Source organism: Caballeronia hypogeia, assembly GCF_001544875.2.
Classification (GTDB): domain Bacteria; phylum Pseudomonadota; class Gammaproteobacteria; order Burkholderiales; family Burkholderiaceae; genus Caballeronia; species Caballeronia hypogeia.
Map to the genome: position 1 here is coordinate 1 of NZ_FCOA02000002.1, position 17002 is coordinate 17002.

Annotated in this window: 14 protein-coding genes; 4 read left to right on the forward strand and 10 right to left on the reverse strand. The window is 65.8% G+C overall.

Annotated features, from left to right (window positions below):
* Positions 1–392: 392 nt before the first annotated feature.
* The 6 genes from AWB79_RS03270 to AWB79_RS03295 form a co-directional block, all read right to left on the reverse strand.
* Positions 393–854: a ProQ/FinO family protein gene (locus AWB79_RS03270; RefSeq protein WP_061165968.1), complete on the reverse strand. Its 462-nt coding sequence runs from the start codon at positions 852–854 to the stop codon at positions 393–395.
* 200 nt (positions 855–1054) lie between these two features.
* Positions 1055–1402: a hypothetical protein gene (locus AWB79_RS03275; RefSeq protein WP_061165969.1), complete on the reverse strand. Its 348-nt coding sequence runs from the start codon at positions 1400–1402 to the stop codon at positions 1055–1057.
* Positions 1396–2781: a CoA transferase gene (locus AWB79_RS03280; RefSeq protein WP_198398960.1), complete on the reverse strand. Its 1386-nt coding sequence runs from the start codon at positions 2779–2781 to the stop codon at positions 1396–1398. Before AWB79_RS03280 ends, AWB79_RS03275 begins: the two co-directional genes overlap by 7 nt.
* Positions 2782–2836: 55 nt before the next feature.
* Entirely contained in the window at positions 2837–3835 is a 999-nt protein-coding gene (gene pdxA, locus AWB79_RS03285; RefSeq protein WP_061165970.1) for a 4-hydroxythreonine-4-phosphate dehydrogenase PdxA, read from the reverse strand.
* A gap of 26 nt (positions 3836–3861) precedes the next feature.
* On the reverse strand, positions 3862–5115 hold the full coding sequence (locus AWB79_RS03290) for a four-carbon acid sugar kinase family protein (RefSeq protein ID WP_061165971.1): 1254 nt from the start codon (positions 5113–5115) through the stop codon (positions 3862–3864).
* A complete protein-coding gene (locus tag AWB79_RS03295) occupies positions 5112–6116 on the reverse strand; it encodes a 2-keto-3-deoxygluconate permease (RefSeq protein WP_061165972.1) in 1005 nt (334 codons plus the stop codon). The genes AWB79_RS03290 and AWB79_RS03295 overlap by 4 nt, the downstream gene beginning before the upstream one ends.
* A 264-nt stretch (positions 6117–6380) precedes the next feature.
* On the opposite strand from AWB79_RS03295, the gene AWB79_RS03300 reads away from it, so the two are divergent.
* Entirely contained in the window at positions 6381–7151 is a 771-nt protein-coding gene (locus tag AWB79_RS03300) for a DeoR/GlpR family DNA-binding transcription regulator (RefSeq protein WP_061165973.1), read from the forward strand.
* Here AWB79_RS03300 and AWB79_RS03305 read toward each other — a convergent pair whose 3' ends face one another.
* Together AWB79_RS03305 and AWB79_RS03310 are read right to left on the reverse strand one after the other, a co-directional pair.
* Positions 7152–8327 (reverse strand): thiolase family protein, encoded by a 1176-nt coding sequence (locus tag AWB79_RS03305; RefSeq protein ID WP_198398961.1) that lies wholly within the window; start codon positions 8325–8327, stop codon positions 7152–7154.
* A gap of 30 nt (positions 8328–8357) precedes the next feature.
* A complete protein-coding gene (locus AWB79_RS03310) occupies positions 8358–9659 on the reverse strand; it encodes an MFS transporter (protein ID WP_061165974.1) in 1302 nt (433 codons plus the stop codon).
* A 203-nt stretch (positions 9660–9862) separates the two neighbouring features.
* Here AWB79_RS03310 and AWB79_RS03315 point away from each other — a divergent pair, with 203 nt between their 5' ends.
* Together AWB79_RS03315 and AWB79_RS03320 are read left to right on the forward strand one after the other, a co-directional pair.
* Positions 9863–10618 (forward strand): SDR family NAD(P)-dependent oxidoreductase, encoded by a 756-nt coding sequence (locus tag AWB79_RS03315; RefSeq protein WP_061165975.1) that lies wholly within the window; start codon positions 9863–9865, stop codon positions 10616–10618.
* Positions 10619–10633: 15 nt separating this feature from the next.
* Positions 10634–11437 (forward strand): enoyl-CoA hydratase/isomerase family protein, encoded by an 804-nt coding sequence (locus AWB79_RS03320; RefSeq protein ID WP_061165976.1) that lies wholly within the window; start codon positions 10634–10636, stop codon positions 11435–11437.
* Positions 11438–11441: 4 nt separating this feature from the next.
* On the opposite strand, the gene AWB79_RS03325 is transcribed toward AWB79_RS03320, so the two are convergent.
* Positions 11442–12341, reverse strand: a complete 900-nt coding sequence (locus AWB79_RS03325) for a LysR substrate-binding domain-containing protein (protein ID WP_061166444.1) — start codon at positions 12339–12341, stop codon at positions 11442–11444.
* A gap of 64 nt (positions 12342–12405) precedes the next feature.
* Between AWB79_RS03325 and AWB79_RS03330 the strand changes: the two genes are divergently transcribed.
* Complete coding sequence (locus AWB79_RS03330; RefSeq protein ID WP_061165977.1) at positions 12406–14355, forward strand: CaiB/BaiF CoA-transferase family protein; 1950 nt, start codon at positions 12406–12408, stop codon at positions 14353–14355.
* Here AWB79_RS03330 and AWB79_RS03335 read toward each other — a convergent pair.
* Positions 14297–16792 (reverse strand): hybrid sensor histidine kinase/response regulator, encoded by a 2496-nt coding sequence (locus AWB79_RS03335; protein WP_061165978.1) that lies wholly within the window; start codon positions 16790–16792, stop codon positions 14297–14299. The genes AWB79_RS03330 and AWB79_RS03335 overlap by 59 nt on opposite strands.
* Positions 16793–17002: the final 210 nt, after the last annotated feature.

Consider the following 17002-nt stretch of genomic DNA (forward strand, 5'->3'; position numbering starts at 1 on the left):
GCTGTTGATACTGAGTTCTTTCGTGCATCGCAACACCTTATACGAAACAGGTGTTGCACTTCAGATTTGAGGCCGCCCCGACAATACGTGTCGTGTAATGTGCGCCTAAGAAAATCTGCGCCAATGTTCCGAGTTTGTTTTTGCCGAGCGGAAGGACGAACGTTCAGGCTGGTCCATAACAAACTTTGGACTGCAACTCAGTATAGTGCCGATTCTACGGATTGCTACACGATCTTATGCTTCTGTTTGATCCGTTGAATGACAATGGCCAGATCGCCGGGCGTGGAAAAACCCCGCGCCCGGCTATGTGCTCTCTCGATTACTTCGCTGATAGCGCGGGTCCGCGGTCCGCGAAAGCGGCAACGCCGTGATGCTATCGATGACAGGCCTGCTTAAGCCTTGGCCTTCGCCGGCGCCGAGGACGCGCGAGCCAGCCTTTGCGCTTCCAGATACTGTGCGCGCCCGGCGTCCGCCGCCGACACTTGTCCCACGGCATCGCCCTGCAAGTCGACTCGTGCCGCGCCCTCGACGAGACTGCTCCAGTATCGTGCTCCGCGACACCATGTCTTGATGGCATCGCGAACTTCCTTCTCCGTGAGGCGAAGGTTGGGCGCTTCCTTGAGCAGGTCTTCGAGGATGCCTACTTTCAGCGGCAGCTTGGGCGCCGGATTCTTCGGGAACGCACGTGGAAACTGTTTCTGCAGCTTTCCGATGGTGTGCACAACCGGATCGACCGGTTGCTTCGGCGTGGCGGGTGCAGGCCGTTGCGGCCGCGCCGCAGGTTTTTTCGCGGGCGCGCGCTCGTTGCGTTGCGCCAGTTGCTTTTTCAATGCTGCAAGTTGTTCGAAGCCCATCTCTCAGTACCGTTGCGATTGTGCGCAAGATTTTAGCAGCCGCGGGCGCCAGGCGTTCCGGTAGGCAACGGCAACGGTATTCGGCGCGAATTTTCCAGCCGATGGCGGCGCACTGTTCGTCGGTGGCGTGTCGCCGCAGCCGGTCGAAGGAACCGGTGTTGGCATTGCGTCCGCGCAACGCGTCGTCCATGACAAAACGCTCAGTTCCGGCGCTTGTCTCCCGGCTCGTCGCGCCGCTTTATCAGGTCGATATCCCACAAGGCGTCGTCTCGAAGCGCCTGCAGCGCGCGAAGAGACTGTTCGTAGTCGAACAGGGACTTCATTGCGTTCGAATACGCAGGTCCGTCGTCCGCCGGAAGTCGATTCAAATAAAAACGCAGACTCGTCAGCGCTTGTTCAATGGCGGCAATAGACGACTCGAGCCGACCTAACCGTGCCAGCGCTTCCTCTATGGACCGCATAAGCACCTCCAGCCGTAAAGCAACGCTTTCGGTCCATTTTAGGAGATCGATCGAGCCTCCTTCTCCAGCGATGACAAACGTCACCATTTCGGCACGGACGTTCCTGGCGGCGTCGACTCCCTCGCATACCCCGCCGGCGTACGCGCCAGTCCCGCACTCGGCCTGACCGCCATCAACTCCCCGAATCCGGACCGATAGCGCTCCAGATACGGCGTGACATCCGGCTTCGCGACCTTCAGCCCGTCGTCGATGCGTCCCAGGCCGCGCAGCCACTGCCCCGTCTGCGCCAGCGACACCTCCACATGCCAGCTCCCGCCCTCGCGCTGCTGCTTCCACAACGCGGCGGCCGCGCCGAACGCCATCAGGAAGCCGCTGGCCATATCGAGCATCTGCATGGGCAACGGCCGTGGCTTGCCTTCTCCGGCCGCTTGCCCTTCGGCCGCGTTGAATCCCATCGCCGTCTGAATGAGGGAGTCGAAACCGCGCCTGTCAGCCCAGGGCCCTTGCGTTCCATACGCGGTAAGCGACGTATAGACGATCCCCGGCCGCCGTTCAGCCAACGCCTCCGGCCCGAATCCCAACGATGCGATCCCGCCCGGCCGATACCCCTGCGCGAACACATGCGCCTCGTCGATCAGACGCCACAGCGTTTGTCTATCATCGTCCGCGCGCAGATCGAGCAAAGCCGACCGCTTTCCGCGACTCATATCCGCGATCGCCGGAATATTCGGCAGATGCGGCGCGTTGACGAGCATCACATCGGCGCCGAACGCGGCCAGTGCCCGCCCTCCGGCCGGCCCCGCGAGAATGCGCGTGAAATCGAGCACCTTCAATCCGTCGAGCGGACGCGCGTCGTGAGACAGGGAAGGCAGCGCAAGCGGCCCGGCATCGCCGATCCGCGTGATCGTCATCAAGGGCTGTGCGGCAACGGCCCGCGCCTGCTCGGTCGCATCCCATTCCTCGAAGGCGCGCAGCATCGTCACGACGAGCCCGCGCTGCGCCGCCGCGTTTTCGAAGTCGCATCCGCGCCACGACATCAACGCGCGCTCGACATCCTCGCGCGTGGCCGTGCGCGCTTCGAGCCCGAGCAGTCGCAGCGCGCCATCCTGATGATGTTCGAAGTTCGCATGAATGCGCACATGGCCATCGGCGCATCGATAGAGGCCGGAGAAACGTCCCCAGGTTTCCGGCTCCTTCCCGTCGACGGTGAATGCGCCGGTGCACTCGACAGCCGCATGCATCATGTCGACGGACACGCGCTGGCGCTCGACGCCGCGCGCATGCGCCAGTTCGCAAGCCGCGAGCGCCGCCGCGCCGATGCTCGCCTGCGCCGCCGTGCCGACGGCGAACGAAGAGGGAAAAACGGGATCGCGACCCGGCAGGTCGATGAAGGAAAGCGCATCGTCGGGCAGGCCGGCGATGCGCCAGATACGGCTCAGCGTATCGAAGGATGAGGGAGCGGGCATGGTCGTCATCGCGCTTTTGAGGCGCTCATTATCACGCCATGCCGACGGGCGCGCCTTATCGACGCGTCGCGAGTTCCGCGCCTTGGCGGAGCGCCTCCAGCATGCTGCGTTCATCGACGACGCCCTTGCCCGCGATATCGAACGCCGTGCCGTGATCGACCGAGGTGCGGATCACTTCGAGTCCGACGGTCACGTTCACGCCCGCTTCGAGCCCGAGCACCTTCACGGGACCGTGTCCCTGATCGTGATACATCGCGACGACGAGATCGAAGTCGCCACGGCCCGCGCGATAAAACAGCGTGTCGGCGGGCAGCGGGCCGGTCACGTCGAGGCCGCGTTCCTGCAGGCGCTTCACGGCCGGAATGATCTTTTCCTCTTCCTCGCCATAGCCGAACAGGCCGTTCTCGCCCGCATGCGGATTGATGCCGCACACGCCGATACGCGGCTTCGCGATGCCCGCCTTCACGAGCGTCGCATTGCCGCGCTCGATCGTACGCTCGACGAGACCCGGCTCGATCTTGCGGATCGCGTCGATGATGCCGATGTGCGTCGTCACGTGAATCACGCGCAATTGGGGCGCTACGAGCATCATCGACACTTCGTCGACGCCGGTCAGATGCGCGAGCATTTCCGTGTGACCCGGAAACTTGTGGCCGCCCGCGTGCAAGGCTTCCTTGTTGAGCGGCGCCGTGCAGATCGCGTCGATCTGCTTCGACTCCGCGAGTTCGACGGCGCGGGCGATGTACTGATAAGCCGCATCGCCCGCGATCGCGGAGAGTTCGCCGAAGGGCAGGTCGTCGGGAATCAGGCCGAGGTCGATGCAGTCGATCACGCCGCGCTCATAACGCGCGTCCGACGCCGCCGCGATGCGCCGCACCGTCATGCTGCCGCCGACGATTTCATTGGCGCGTTCGAGACGCCGCGCGTCGCCGATCACGAGCGGACGGCATTGCTCATAGACCGAAGCGTGCGCGAGACTCTTGACGACGACTTCGGGGCCGACGCCGCTTGCGTCGCCCATCGTGATGCCGATTACGGGAAGATAGTTGCTCATGATGTTTCGTCTGATGATGTCGGGTCTCAACGCGCGACGGGAAGATCCGCGCCGCGCAAGTGCAGGTAGGCGCCGAGCAGCGCATGTTCGCTGCCGAATGCGCCGGCTTTGGTGACGATGGCGGGGCCGTTGCCCGTCGAGGGCCGCCCGAGCGCGACGCCCGCTTCGATCTCGCGCACGAGTTCGAGGCTGCCCACGTTGGCCGCCGCGAGCATCGCGCGCGCGGTTTCGCCGCCGGTCGCGATCAGTCCGCCGAGCTGGTCGAAGTGAGGGGCGACGAGCGCCGCGAGCGCGTTCGAGAGGCGCGCGCCTTCGGCGGGATCGAACGCGTCGTCGCGGCCTATGCGCACGATCGCGTCTTCCTGATTGCGCACCGACGCGCCGATGCGCTCCTGCCACGCCCGCCAGTCGGGATGATTCACGCCGCCGCGCAACACGGCAGGCGGCACGGTCGTTTCGCAGACGCCTGCTTCGGCGCACAGCAGCGCGCATTGACGCTCGGAGATCGCCGAAAGACTGCCGACGAGCGCGAGGATCGGGCCTCGCGCCGGTGCCACCGTAGTCGCTTTCGGCAGGGCGGCGTTCGCATCGAACAGATCGGGCAGCGCGGCCAGCTCGCGGGCGAGTCCGCCCGAGCCGACCCAGAAGAACTGCTCTTCCACCGCTGCGGTCACGTGCGCCAGCGACGCGAGATCGTCGCTGGTTTCGGCATCGACGACGATCGCATCGACGCCATCCGTCGATGCCGCCGCCGACGCCACCATCGCGGCGACATCCCGCGGCGCGGCGCGGAAGGCATCGAGCGGAACGTGCGCGACGCGCAGGCCGACCATGTCGAGCATGGCGCGCAATCCGGCGTTCTGCCCGGCGTTTTCGAGCTGCCACGTTTCGGTTTCTTCGAGCGGCACGCCGCGCACGATCACGCGGCCATCACGCACGACGCGGCCCGTCGCGGGAAATGCCGGCGTGACGATCGCGGGGCCGGCGACGCGGACGAGCGCGGCGACTTCGGCGGTCCAGTTGCCGCGCAAGGTCGAATCGATCTTCTTGTACAGGCGGCGGCCCGGCGCGCGCAGCGTCCGCCACGCGTTCGCCGTGCGCTGCGCGGCCTCGGCGGGCGTGAGGCGCCGCGTGTCGGTGTCGGCGGCGATGACGGTCGCGTCGGCAGCCGATGCGCTCGCATCGAGCGACACGACGGTCTTCAGACCCGCCGCCGCGAACGCGATGGCGCAATCGGCGGCGCCCGACAGATCGTCCGCGACGATCAGCAGACTCTTCATTGCGTGGCCTCGCGTCGTTTCGCATTGGACGATGCGCGCGCCTCGTTGCGCGCATTCACGCGTTTGGCGATGGATGCGGTCAGTATCGGCGAGACGATCGCGGTCACGACCACACACGCGGCGACCAGCAGCGTCGCGCTCTTCGCCGCTTCGTTATAAACCGGATTCGCGGCCGCGATCAGCGCCGGAACGGCCGCCGCGTTGCCCGCGGTGTTCGCCGCCGCCGCGCCCGCGACGCCCGTGCCGCCCGTCAGACGGTCCGCGAAGTACAGCGGAATGCCAGTCACGATGACGACTGCGAAACCCAGCCCGATGCCGAGCAGGCCGGCTTGCCACACCTTGTGCAGGTCGAGGCTCGCGCCGAGCGCCAGCGCGAAGAACGGAATCATCACGGGCACGGCGCGGCCGAGAAACTCGCGCATTTCGCGATCCAGGTTGCCGAGCAGCATGCCAACGGCGAGCGGCAGAATGCTGCCGACGAGCGTCGGCCACGGAAACGCCGAAAGACCCGCGACGCCGAGCGTGACCATCGTCAGGAACGGGCCGGATTCGAGTGACATGATCGTGTACGCGCCGACATCTTCCGAGCGCCCGTACTGGCCCATCAGCGCCATGTAGAGGCCGCCGTTGGTGTCGTTCATCGCGGCAACGACGGCGAGCGTCGAAATGCCCGCGAACAGTCCGGACGAGATCGGCTGCTCGCCGAGAAAATGCCCGAGCACGATGCCCGCGACGATCGCCGTGCCGACCTTCGTCGCGAACAGCGCGCCGCCCTTGCGCAGGAGATACGGCGTCGCCTTCACGTCGATGCCCGCGCCCATGCAGACATAGAACACGGCGAGAATCGGCAGCGAACCGGTGAACAGCGCGTTCGTGAACGATCCGAAGAACTTCGGCATGCCGGGCGCGAACGTCGCGATCAGCGAGCCGAGCAGCAGCGGGACGATCATCATGCCGCCGGGAACGCGCTCGACGGCGCGCTTGATGTGAATCTGAGCCATGCATGTCTCCAGAGTGGTTTCTGTCCGATTCAATCATAAATTGACTGAATCGATCAATTCGGAGTTTAGTCCTCTGTCTTGATTTGCGCAAATCGGTCGTCTAAGTGTTTACTCTGATCGATTCGGGCTAAATTTATTTGATTGAATGATCGAATCGATCAAACTCATTGGGAACCGGTCAAGCCGGCTCGGCAGCATTCGATGGTCCCGGCGCGTTCGCTACACTGTGCGGCTCGCCGGAATCGCAAAAACTCAGGGAACGGAATGAAAGTCGAAAAACGCCGCGAAGCGATGCTCAAGGCCGTGCTGTCCGGCATGAACGATGTGGCCGCGCTGTGCGAGCATTTCGGCATGTCGGAGGCGACGGTGCGCCGCGACCTGCGCGCGCTCGCCGATGAGCGGCGCATCGTGCGCACGTATGGCGGCGCGGCGTCGGTGGGCATGCACGAGCCGGAGGAGTCGCTCGACACGCGAAGCGCGAGTTTCCGCGAGCAGAAGGAGGCGATCGCGCGCGTGGCGGCGCGGCACGTGCAGGACGGCGACACGATCTTTCTCGATGGCGGCACCACGACCGCCGCGCTCGCGCGCTGCCTCGCCGGGCGCACCGGGATTCACGTCGTCACGAACAATCTGCTGGCCGTGGGCGCGCTCACGGCGGCGGACGTGCGCGTGACGCTGATCGGCGGCGACGTGCGGCCGTCGAGCATGAGCACGCTCGGGCCGATCGCGCAGGTGGCGCTCACGCGTATCACGTTCGACAAGGCGTTTCTCGGCGCGGATGGCGTCGTCGCGGGTCGCGGGCTGTGCGAGGCGACGGCGGAGCAGGCGTTTCTGAAGGAGTGCATCGCGGGCCAGGCGGCGGGCGTGTTCGTGCTCGCCACGTCGAACAAGCTGGAGCGCGCGAACCAGCAGCACTGGACGCCGCTGGAACGCGACTGGACGCTCGTCACCGATGCGCTGGCCGAAGCGCCGGTGCTCGCGCGCTTCGAGGAGCGGGGGAATGTGACGGTGCTGCGGGCGGGTGTGAACGACTGATTACGTCGAAAGAATCGTGACGAGCGCGACGGCCGAATCGCCCGCGAGCTGACCGCCGTTGTTTTCCGCGAGCGCGACTTTCGCGCCCGGGCGCTGACGCGCGCCAGCCTTGCCGCGCAACTGCTGTGTCAGTTCGACGATCTGCGCGACGCCCGTCGCGCCCACCGGATGCCCGCGCGAGAGCAAGCCGCCGCTCGGATTCACCGAAATCCTTCCGCCGATGCCCGTATCGCCCGAACGGATCAGCTTCGGCGCGTCGCCGGGCGCGCACAGCCCGAGGTTCTCGTAGTGAATGAGTTCGGCGGGCGCGGACGCATCGTGCAGTTCGACGACATGCACATCGTCCGGTCCGATCCCCGCTTGCTCATAAGCCTCGCGCGCCGCGCGCACCGCGACGAGTTCGCCGGAGCCATCGGCTTTCGCCGACACGATCGAGCTTGCGCGAATGAACACGGGGCGAATGTCGTGCTTCGCCGCGAATTCCTCCGAGCAGATGAACACGGCCGCGCCGCCATCGCCGATGGAGGAGCACATGAACAGCGTCAGCGGATCGCTGACCATGCGGCTCGTCAGCACTTCCTCGACGCTGGTCTCGTTGCGGAACTGCGCGTGCGGATTGAGCGATCCCGCGTGACGGCTCTTCACGACGACGCGGGCGAAGTCGCTGGCATCGGCGCCGGTCTTGTCCATCCACTTGCGCGCCTTCGCGGCGTAAAGGTCCATGAACAGCGAGCCGGTGCCGGTCGTCACGCCTTCGGGCAGCGGCTCTTCGAGATCGACCGCTCTCGCGAACGCGCCGAACGAAACCGCCTTGTCTTCATGCGAGAGCTTCTCCACGCCGACGACCAGCGCCGTCTCCACTTGCCCCGAAGCCACCGCGAGGCACGCGAGATTGAGCGCCGAGCTGCCCGACGCGCACGCGTTCTCGACGTTGAACATCGGTTTGCCGTCGAGTCCGGTGTTGCGCAGCGACGACTGCGCGCGAATCATCTCCTGGCCGGTGACGACGCCCGCCGCCGCGTTGCCGAAGAACACGCGATCGACATCGTTCACGGTGACATGCGCGTCCTTCAGCGCGAGCGACACCGCTTCTTCCGCGAGCGACTTGAGATTACGTTCGAGAAACTTGCCGAAGGGCGTCATGCCGACGCCCCCGATTACGACTTTACGCATCATTGCCTCCATTGCATTTGAAAAAAGAAAGTCTCAGTCGAGCGTCTTGCCGCGCGTCTCCGGCATGCGCGCATAGACGATGCAGCCCGCCGCGCAGACGACGGCCACGTAAATCCACAGGTATTGCGCGAGCCCGGCGTTGTTCATCGCGGTGACGATGGTGGGCAGCGTGCCGCCGAAGAGCGCCGCCGAAAGCGCGTAGGGAAGCGCCACGCCGGTGGCCCGGACATGCGCGGGAAACTGCTCGGCCATGACGGTCGCGCAAGTCGCGGCGAAGCCCGACGACAGCAACATGCCGATGCTCACGATGACGACCGCGCTCCAGTAGTCATTGCCGAGAAAGTGCAGCGCGGGCCACGCGAAGAGTCCCGAACCGGCGGCGAATGCGAGCAATATCGGCTTGCGGCCGATGCGATCCGACAGCATGCCCAGCAGCGGAATCGCGACGAGCGACACGACGATGGACACCACGCTCGCGCTGAACGCATCGCGCAGCGGCAGGCCGCGCATGTGAGCGAGCGTAGGGAACAGCACGAGCCACAGATAGATGCAGAGATTGCCCGCCATCGCGATGCCGATCACGCGCAGGGCCGCGCGCCGATGCTCGCGCACGATGGTCACGAACGGATGCCGCGTGTGCTCGTGCACGGACACGTTCTTCCTGAACGCATCGGTTTCGGAGACGGCCAGGCGGAACCACAGCGCAACGAAGCCCATCAGCCCCGCGATCGCGAACGCGATGCGCCAGCCCCACGCGGCCATCGAAGGTGCATCGATCGTCGACGTGAGCAGCGCGCCGATGGACGCCGCGACGAGCACGCCCGCGTTCACAGCGAAGTGCTGCCACGAGCCCGCGAAGCCGCGCCGGGAAGGCGCCGCCGACTCCATCAGAAACGTCGATGCCGAGCCGAACTCGCCTCCCGCCGCGAACCCTTGCACGAGCCGCGCGGCGACGAGCACGAGCGGCGCGGCCACGCCGATCGACGCATAGCCGGGACACGCCGCGATCACGAGCGAGCTGCCCGCCATCAGCGCGACGGAAAGCGCGAGCCCGTTCTTGCGCCCGTGGCGGTCGGCATATGCGCCGAGCAGCGCGCCGCCGATGGGCCGCATCACGAAGCCCACGGCGAACACGGCGAAGGCCGCTAGCAGCGCGATGCTGGCGTTGTTCGCCGGAAAGAACTGCCGCGAGAACAGCGAGGCGAAAGTCGCGTAGATGATCCAGTCCGTGAACTCGACGATGGTGCCGAGCGTCGCCGCGACGATGGCCTTTTTCTGCGTCCGCGTGAGCGGCGTCGCGGCCGGTTCCGCGACCTGGGGAAGCGTGGTGTCCATGCTTGTGTCTCCGTGTGTGTTTGTGATGGACGCATCGTAGAAGTGGCTTTGCGCGCGCTCAAACGACTTTTTTTGCGCGTTCGATTGACTTCTTCTCAATCGAAAACCACTGCAGGAAAACTCAATCGACGACGCAAAAAATGTCGTTTGAGCGCACCCGATGAGCCTTCTAGCATCGAGGCATTCGTTCAAGGAGACAGCACATGAATGCATCGAACAAGGAAGTCGCCATCGTCACGGGCGGCGCGAAAGGCATCGGATTCGGTATCGCTCAAGGACTGGCGAACGATGGAAAACGCGTCGCGCTGTTCGATCTCGATCGCGCCGCGCTCGACGATGCCGCCACGAAACTCGCGGCTGAAGGCGCGGATGTGATCGCGCTGCCCGTCGATGTGACGCAAGGCGAATCGGTGAATCGCGCGGTCGATGCGGTGATCGAACGCTTCGGTCGTATCGACGTGCTCGTGAACAACGCGGGCATCGTGCGCGACAAGCGCATCACGCGCATGAGCGATGACGACTGGGACGCCGTCATCGGCGTCAATCTCAGGTCGCAGTTTCTGTGCTGCCGCGCGGCGCTCGCGCACATGAGCGCGGCGCAGTACGGGCGCATCGTGAACATCTCGTCGCGCGCGTGGCTCGGCGGCGCGGGGCAGGCGAACTATTCGGCGGCGAAGGGCGGCGTGGTGAGTCTCACGCGCAGCCTCGCGCTCGAATGGGCGAAGGACGGCGTGACGGTGAACGCGGTCGCGCCCGGCATCGTCGATACGCCGCTCTTCCGGACGTTCGATATCGGGTTGCAGGAGAAGCTGAAGAAGTCGGTGCCGGTTCAGCGCATCGGCACGCCGGAGGATATCGCGGAAGCGGTGCGCTTTTTCGCGCGGCGCGAGGCCTCGTATGTCACCGGGCAGACCCTCTATGTATGCGGCGGGCGCTCGCTCGCGTCGCCGAGCGTTTGAGCGGCGGAGGACATCATGAGCATTCGCTACAGCGTGTCGGATCACGTCGCCGTCGTGACGCTCGATCGGCCCGAAGCGCTCAACGCACTCGATCTCGAAAGCCTCGTCGAACTGCGCGCGCATCTCGCGCAGGCACGCGACGACGATGACGTGCGCGTGATCGTCATCACCGGCGCGGGCGCGAAATCGTTCTGCGTCGGCGCGGACCTGAAGCGCACGCTGCCGCCCACGACCTCGTTCGGCGCGTCGTTCGTGAAGTCGATGGATCGCGCGGGCGCGGAAGGTATCTACGTGCGTCTGATGGAGCTGAGTTCGCTACGCATCTTCAAGCCGATGATCGGAGCTATCAATGGTTATTGCCTGGGCGGCGGACTCGAACTCGCGTTGCAATGCGATCTGCGCATCGCATCTAAGAGTGCGGCGTTCGGCCTGCCGGAAGCGGTCGTCGCCAGCATTCCGGCGGTGTGCGGCATTCAGGCCTTGCAGCGCGCGATCCCTTCCGCCATCGCGATGAAGATGCTTCTCACCGGCTGCAGGATCGACGCGGAATACGCGCATCGGATCGGGCTCGTTTCGGATCTCGCGGAGCCCGAAGCGCTCATGGACTGCGCGCTGCAACTCGCGCGCGAGATCGCATCGAACGGTCCGCTCGCGGTGCAGATGATCAAGAAGGTCATCGAGACGAGCGCCAATGTGCCGCTCGCGCAGGCGCTCGAATTCACCGAGCTCGCGTGGGGCGCGATGCGCGAATCGGAAGACCGCGTGGAAGGGCGCAAGGCGTTCGCGGAGAAACGCAAGCCTCGCTATACCGGCCGCTGACGTGTCACGCCTGATCTTCGCCGCTGGACAGAAGCCAGGTGCGGAAGGCGGCGAATTCCGGATTCGAAAGATGCGTGGGCGGATAGATCAGGTAGTAGGTGAACGCGCCGAGATCGAGCACGAAGGAAAACGGCATGACGAGCGTGCCCGCGCGCAACTGATCCGCGACGAGCACGCGCTGCGCCATGGCGATGCCGTGCCCTTGCGTCGCGGCGAAGTACGCAAGGATCGAGCTTTCGTAGGAAAGGCCCCCGAGCGGATTCACGCCGCGCACGCCGGCCGCGTCGAGCCACTTCGCCCAGTCTTCGCGGCGCGCGAGCGAATGCAGGAGCGGCACGTCGCGCAAGGCTTCGGGCGTGGCGTCGGAAAGCCCGGGATGCGCGCGCAAAAAGTCCGGGCTGCATACGGGCACGAGTTCGTTCGGCACGAGCCGGTCGAAGCCGAGATCGGACGAAGGCGCGTGCGACAGACGAATGGCGCCATCGACGTCTTCGACATTGAAGTCGACCGGTTGCAGCGATGTCGTCAGGCTCACTTCGATATCCGGATGGTCGCGATGAAACGTCGAGAGGCGCGGCAGCAGCCAGTTCATCGAGAAGGTCGTGTAGGCGCGGATCCTCAGCGTGCGACGTCGCCGCGCCTCGGTGAGATTGACGGTCGCGGTGCGCAATGTGTCGAAGCTGCGGATCACGTCGGCGAGATAGCGCGAGCCCATGGGCGTAAGCGTGATCGCGCGATGACCGCGTTCGAACAGCAGCACGCCGAGCTGGTCTTCGAGCAGCTTGATCTGCCGGCTGACTGCGGCGGGCGTGACGTTCAGCTCGTCGGCTGCGAGCTGGATGCTGAGCAGACGCCCGCAGACTTCGAAGGCGCGCAGCGCGTTGAGGGACGGAAGGGTTCGCATCGAAAAATGGTAGCAACGCGCGCGTGAGCGCGCCAGCCGTGCAGACACGGAGAAGGAGACGATCATGCTGGAAGGAATACGGGTATTGGCCTGCGGCGCGCGCGATGCGGTGAGACTCTGCGCGACGCTGCTCGAACGCGCGGGCGCCGCGGTGGAACGGACCGCGTCGGATTCCGCGGATTACGACGTGATCCTGGTTTCGTCGGACTTCGACGATGCGAACGTCGTCGCGAGATGGAAGACATCCGGCTCGCACATGGTCTGCGATATCACCGCGACGGGACCGCAAGACTCGCGCGCGGGCAGGCGCTGGTCCGACGCGCAAATCCAGGCGATGAGTGGTCTCATGGACACGACGGGCTTTGCGCACGGCGCGCCGGTGCGCATCGGCGTTCCGCTGACGGAGATATCGGCGGCGCTCTACGCGGCGGCGGCCATCGCGGCGGCCGTGCGCGTGAAGCGCATGCGGGGGATCGTGCAGAACATCGACGTGACACTGAGCGGCTGCGCGGCGAGCGCGCTGACGACTTTTCTGCCGGCCGCGTTCGCGCGCCGCGCGGTCGGGCGCTTGGGCAACCGCCATCCGGCGTGCGCGCCGTGGAACGCGTATCGCACGCGCGACGGCTGGATTCTCATCTGCACGGGCACCGAAGAGCAATGGCGCAAGCTGAAGCAGGAAGCGCGCGTGCCGCAACTCGACGACGCGCGTTTCGCGTCGCTCGCGGAACGCGTGCGCCATGTCGATGAACTCGACGCGCTCGTCGAAAGCTGGACGACGACGCTCACCACGGACGACTGCACGCGCATCTGCGAAAGCATCGGCGTGGCGGCCGGGCCGATCGTCGGTGTCCGCGATCTGGCGGACGAGCCGAATTTCCGCATGCGTCATGCGCAAGCCGCGCGGGCGATGAAAGCGCATGGCGTCGACGCCGATACCTACCGCGACGTTTCGATCTTCGAAACCTCGGCGCTGAGCGATGCGCTGCCCGTCGCGAAGCGCGCGGTCCCATGCGAACGCGGGGCGAACGCCGCGCCGCTCGCGGGCGTCAAGGTCATCGAAATCGGCCAGTACACGACCGCGCCGCTGGTCGGCAAGCATCTCGCGGCGCTGGGGGCGCAAGTCGTGAAGATCGAGCCGCCCGGCGGCGAAGCGGCGCGCGCGTGGTCGCCCGGACAGGGCGGCACGAGCTATTTCTTCGCGCTCAACAACACGGACAAAGAGACCATCGCGCTCGATCTGAAGCAGGAAAGCGCTCGCGCGTACCTGCGCACGCTGTTGAAAGACGCCGACGTGCTCGTCGAGAACCTGCGTCCCGGCGCGCTCGCGAAGCTCGGCTTCACGCGCGAGGCGCTCGGCGCGATCAATCCGCGCCTCGTCTATTGCTCGATATCGGGGTTCGGCATGACATCGGCGTATCCGTCGCGGCCGGCGTTCGACACCGTCATCCAGGCGATGGGCGGTCTCATGGACCTCACGCGCGCCGACGGCGCGCCGGTGAAGATCGGCGCATCGGGCGCGGACATTCTCGGCGGGCAGGCGGCGCTGTTCGCGATCCTCGCGCGTCTCGCCGCACGCGAGGAAAACGCCGGCGCGTTCATCGAAATTTCGATGCAGGACGTCGCCGCCTGGTGCGCGCTGTTCGCCGCGGGCAATAATTCAGCGCGCGGCCAGGCGCTCGCCTGTCTCGACGGCCACATCTGGATGGAACGCGAAGTCTCCGACGCCGAACGCGCGCAATGCAGCGCGCTGCCGAAAGCCGTCGCGGCCGTGAAGCTCGCGGGCGCGACGCCCGTCATGCGCGTCGATGAACTTCTGCAGGACGGCGACTTCCTCGCGGATGTGCTTTCCGCCGCGCGCGATGCCAACGGCGCATTCTGGCCGGTGCTGAAGGCGCCGTACCGGCTGACGAAAACCCCGGCGTGCGTGCGCGCCGCGCCGGGCGCGCCGCAAGCCGTCAGGCTCGCCCCGCCAGCGCCAGCACGCGCTCCAGTTCCGGAAGATCGACCGGCTTGACGAGATGGGCATCGAAGCCCGCGGCGCGCGTGCGCGCGATGTCTTCGTCGGAGCCCAGACCGGTCATCGCCGCGACGATCACGCGGCGGCCCTCGTCGCGCATCCTGCGGATCACGTCGAAGCCTGTCATGCCCGGCATCGACAGATCGAGCAGCACGATCTGCGGCCGGTTCGCTTCGAACGAGTCGAGCGCGCCGGGGCCGTCGTAGGCGGCGCGCGCGTGGTGGCCGAGCATGTCCACGAGCAGGGTCATGCTGTCGGCGGAGTCGCGGTTGTCGTCGACCACGAGTACGTCGAGCTGACGCGTCGCGGCCGCGCCCGGCGTCGTGTCCGAGGCCGCGCCGCACATTGGCGGCTCCGCGAGCGGAAGCCACAGCGAGAACGCGCTGCCCTGGTCCGCGCCGCCGCTTTTCGCCTCGACATGGCCGCCGTGCAGTTCGGCGATCGCGCGCACCAGCGTGAGGCCGATGCCGAGTCCGCCTTCGTCCGGATGCGCGCCCGGCGGATGTTCCTGCACGAACAGATCGAACACGATGCCGAGCGCTTCCGGCGAAATGCCGCGTCCCTCGTCTTTCACGCGGACCATGACCGAGCCGCCGCGCGGGCCGACTTCGAGCGTGATGGTGGAATTGTGCGGGCTGAATTTCGACGCGTTGTTGAGCAGATTGTTGAGCGCCTGCACGAGCCGCGTCGAATCGCCGTTGACGTGGACCGGCTGGCCGCTGTCGCGCACGACGATGCGCTGGCCGCGCTCGTCGCACAATGGCTGGCTAGCCTCGACGCTCAGATGCACGACATCGGCGATATCGACGATTGCGTTCGTGAGGCGAATCTTTCCCGAGCTGACGCGCCCGGCTTCGAGCAGGTCGTCGACGAGCTTGGTCAGATGCGCGAGCTGCCGGTCGACGATCTGACGGCTGCGGATCACGTCGGCGTCGTCCGACGACTTCAGCTTGAGAATGCTCACCGCGTTGCGGATCGGTGCGAGCGGATTGCGCAACTCGTGGCCGAGCAGCGCGAGAAACTCGTTCATGCGCCGGCTCGACGCCTCCAGTTCTTCGAGCCGCCGCCGCGCGGTCATGTCGCGCGTGATCTTGACGAAGCCCTGCGCGCCGTCGCCGTTGCCGGGCAGGGCGCTCAGCATCACGTGCGCCCAGAACTCCGAGCCGTCGCGGCGCACGTGCCAGTCTTCATGCTCGACCCGGCCGCGTTTGGTGGCGAGCGCGAGATCGTCGGCGGGACGGTCGCGGCCGTGCTCGTCGGCGGTATAGAACAGCGCGAAATGCCGGCCAATGGCCTCCTGCGCCGTGAAGCCGTAAATGGCGCGCGCGCCGTCGTTCCACGAGCGCACGTAGCCGTTCTGATCGAGCATGCAGATGGCGTAATCGCTCACCGAGTTGATGAGCAGGCGCAGGCGCTCGTTCGCCTCGGTCGCGACGCGCCGGTCGGTGATGTCGTGCACGAAGCACGCGAACTGGCGCTGGCCTTCGTACCAGACTTCGCTGATCGTCAGCTCGGCGGCGAACTCGCTGCCGTCCCGGCGCAGCGCCGGCAACTCGACGCGCTTGTTGATCATGCGCGCCTCGCCGGTCGCGAGATAGCGCGTGAGCCCGGTGCGATGCGCGTCGCGAAAGCGCTCGGGCACGATGAACGACGCCAGCTCGCTGCCCGCGACCTCGTGCTGCTTCCAGCCGAACAGCCCGCCCGCGGCCTCGTTCCAGTCGACGATCATGCCCGCTTCGTCCATCGACACGAACGCGACGTGCGCGTTGTCGAGCACGGTCTGACGGCGACGCATGGCGTCGGCGAGCTTCTTCTCGAACTCGATGCGCAGCGACGACTCCACCGTCAGATCCGCCGCGACGCTGGCGTTCTCCTTCAGCAGCTTGCGGTTTTCCTGCGCGATCTCCTCGCGCGCGATGGTCTCGGCGATGCAAGCACAGAACGCGTCGAGAATGCTGATGTCCGCGTGACCGAAATGATCGAGCTCGCCGGAGATGAGCTTCAGGACCGCGACCGAGCGGCCTTCGTAGATGACGGGCGCGACGACCATGGAGATCGCGCCGACCGCCTCGCACGCGGCGCGATCCACGCGATGATCGGTGGCCGAATTGCGGCAGATGAGCGCCTGCTGGCGCGTGATGCACAGGCCGGAGAGGCTCCCGGCGGTGGGCAGCCGCACGCCGATATGCGCGGCCGCCGCACCGCTCGCCGCGCGATAGAAGAGCTCGTCGCCCTCGATCCATTCCACCACGGAGGAGTCGACGCCGGCGACTTCTCTCAGTGTGTCGGTGACTTTCTGCAAATAGGCGGACAGCGGCAGACGCGAATGAGCGAGGCTGGCGAACGTGGCGAACCAGCGCTGAAAATGCGCCACGCGCTTATGTTCGGCCTTGATTTTCTTTTCCGGCGTCGATGCCTCGTACTGAGTCCGCATGGGCCATTTCCATTCGATGGATCGCGATTGTGATCGCGGAGGTATCGGGAATTGTGCAAGAAGAATAACAACTTCAATTGAAACACAATTATCGCGGCAAACGTTTGGCTATTTTGTCCTTTTGAAAAGGAACGTACCGGCGTCAATACCCGTGGGGTCGCGTGCGGTTTTGGCGTCGCAATACGGATTAAATGCGGAAGTGGATATCGG

Excerpts from the sequence above, each read along its gene's own strand:
- AWB79_RS03270 (WP_061165968.1), bottom strand. The coding sequence starts at position 854 with ATGGGCTTCGAACAACTTGCAGCATTGAAAAAGCAACTGGCGCAACGC.
- AWB79_RS03275 (WP_061165969.1), bottom strand. The coding sequence starts at position 1,402 with ATGGTGACGTTTGTCATCGCTGGAGAAGGAGGCTCGATCGATCTCCTA.
- AWB79_RS03280 (WP_198398960.1), bottom strand. The coding sequence starts at position 2,781 with ATGCCCGCTCCCTCATCCTTCGATACGCTGAGCCGTATCTGGCGCATC.
- pdxA (WP_061165970.1), bottom strand. The coding sequence starts at position 3,835 with ATGAGCAACTATCTTCCCGTAATCGGCATCACGATGGGCGACGCAAGC.
- AWB79_RS03290 (WP_061165971.1), bottom strand. The coding sequence starts at position 5,115 with ATGAAGAGTCTGCTGATCGTCGCGGACGATCTGTCGGGCGCCGCCGAT.
- AWB79_RS03295 (WP_061165972.1), bottom strand. The coding sequence starts at position 6,116 with ATGGCTCAGATTCACATCAAGCGCGCCGTCGAGCGCGTTCCCGGCGGC.
- AWB79_RS03300 (WP_061165973.1), top strand. The coding sequence starts at position 6,381 with ATGAAAGTCGAAAAACGCCGCGAAGCGATGCTCAAGGCCGTGCTGTCC.
- AWB79_RS03305 (WP_198398961.1), bottom strand. The coding sequence starts at position 8,327 with ATGATGCGTAAAGTCGTAATCGGGGGCGTCGGCATGACGCCCTTCGGC.
- AWB79_RS03310 (WP_061165974.1), bottom strand. The coding sequence starts at position 9,659 with ATGGACACCACGCTTCCCCAGGTCGCGGAACCGGCCGCGACGCCGCTC.
- AWB79_RS03315 (WP_061165975.1), top strand. The coding sequence starts at position 9,863 with ATGAATGCATCGAACAAGGAAGTCGCCATCGTCACGGGCGGCGCGAAA.
- AWB79_RS03320 (WP_061165976.1), top strand. The coding sequence starts at position 10,634 with ATGAGCATTCGCTACAGCGTGTCGGATCACGTCGCCGTCGTGACGCTC.
- AWB79_RS03325 (WP_061166444.1), bottom strand. The coding sequence starts at position 12,341 with ATGCGAACCCTTCCGTCCCTCAACGCGCTGCGCGCCTTCGAAGTCTGC.
- AWB79_RS03330 (WP_061165977.1), top strand. The coding sequence starts at position 12,406 with ATGCTGGAAGGAATACGGGTATTGGCCTGCGGCGCGCGCGATGCGGTG.
- AWB79_RS03335 (WP_061165978.1), bottom strand. The coding sequence starts at position 16,792 with ATGCGGACTCAGTACGAGGCATCGACGCCGGAAAAGAAAATCAAGGCC.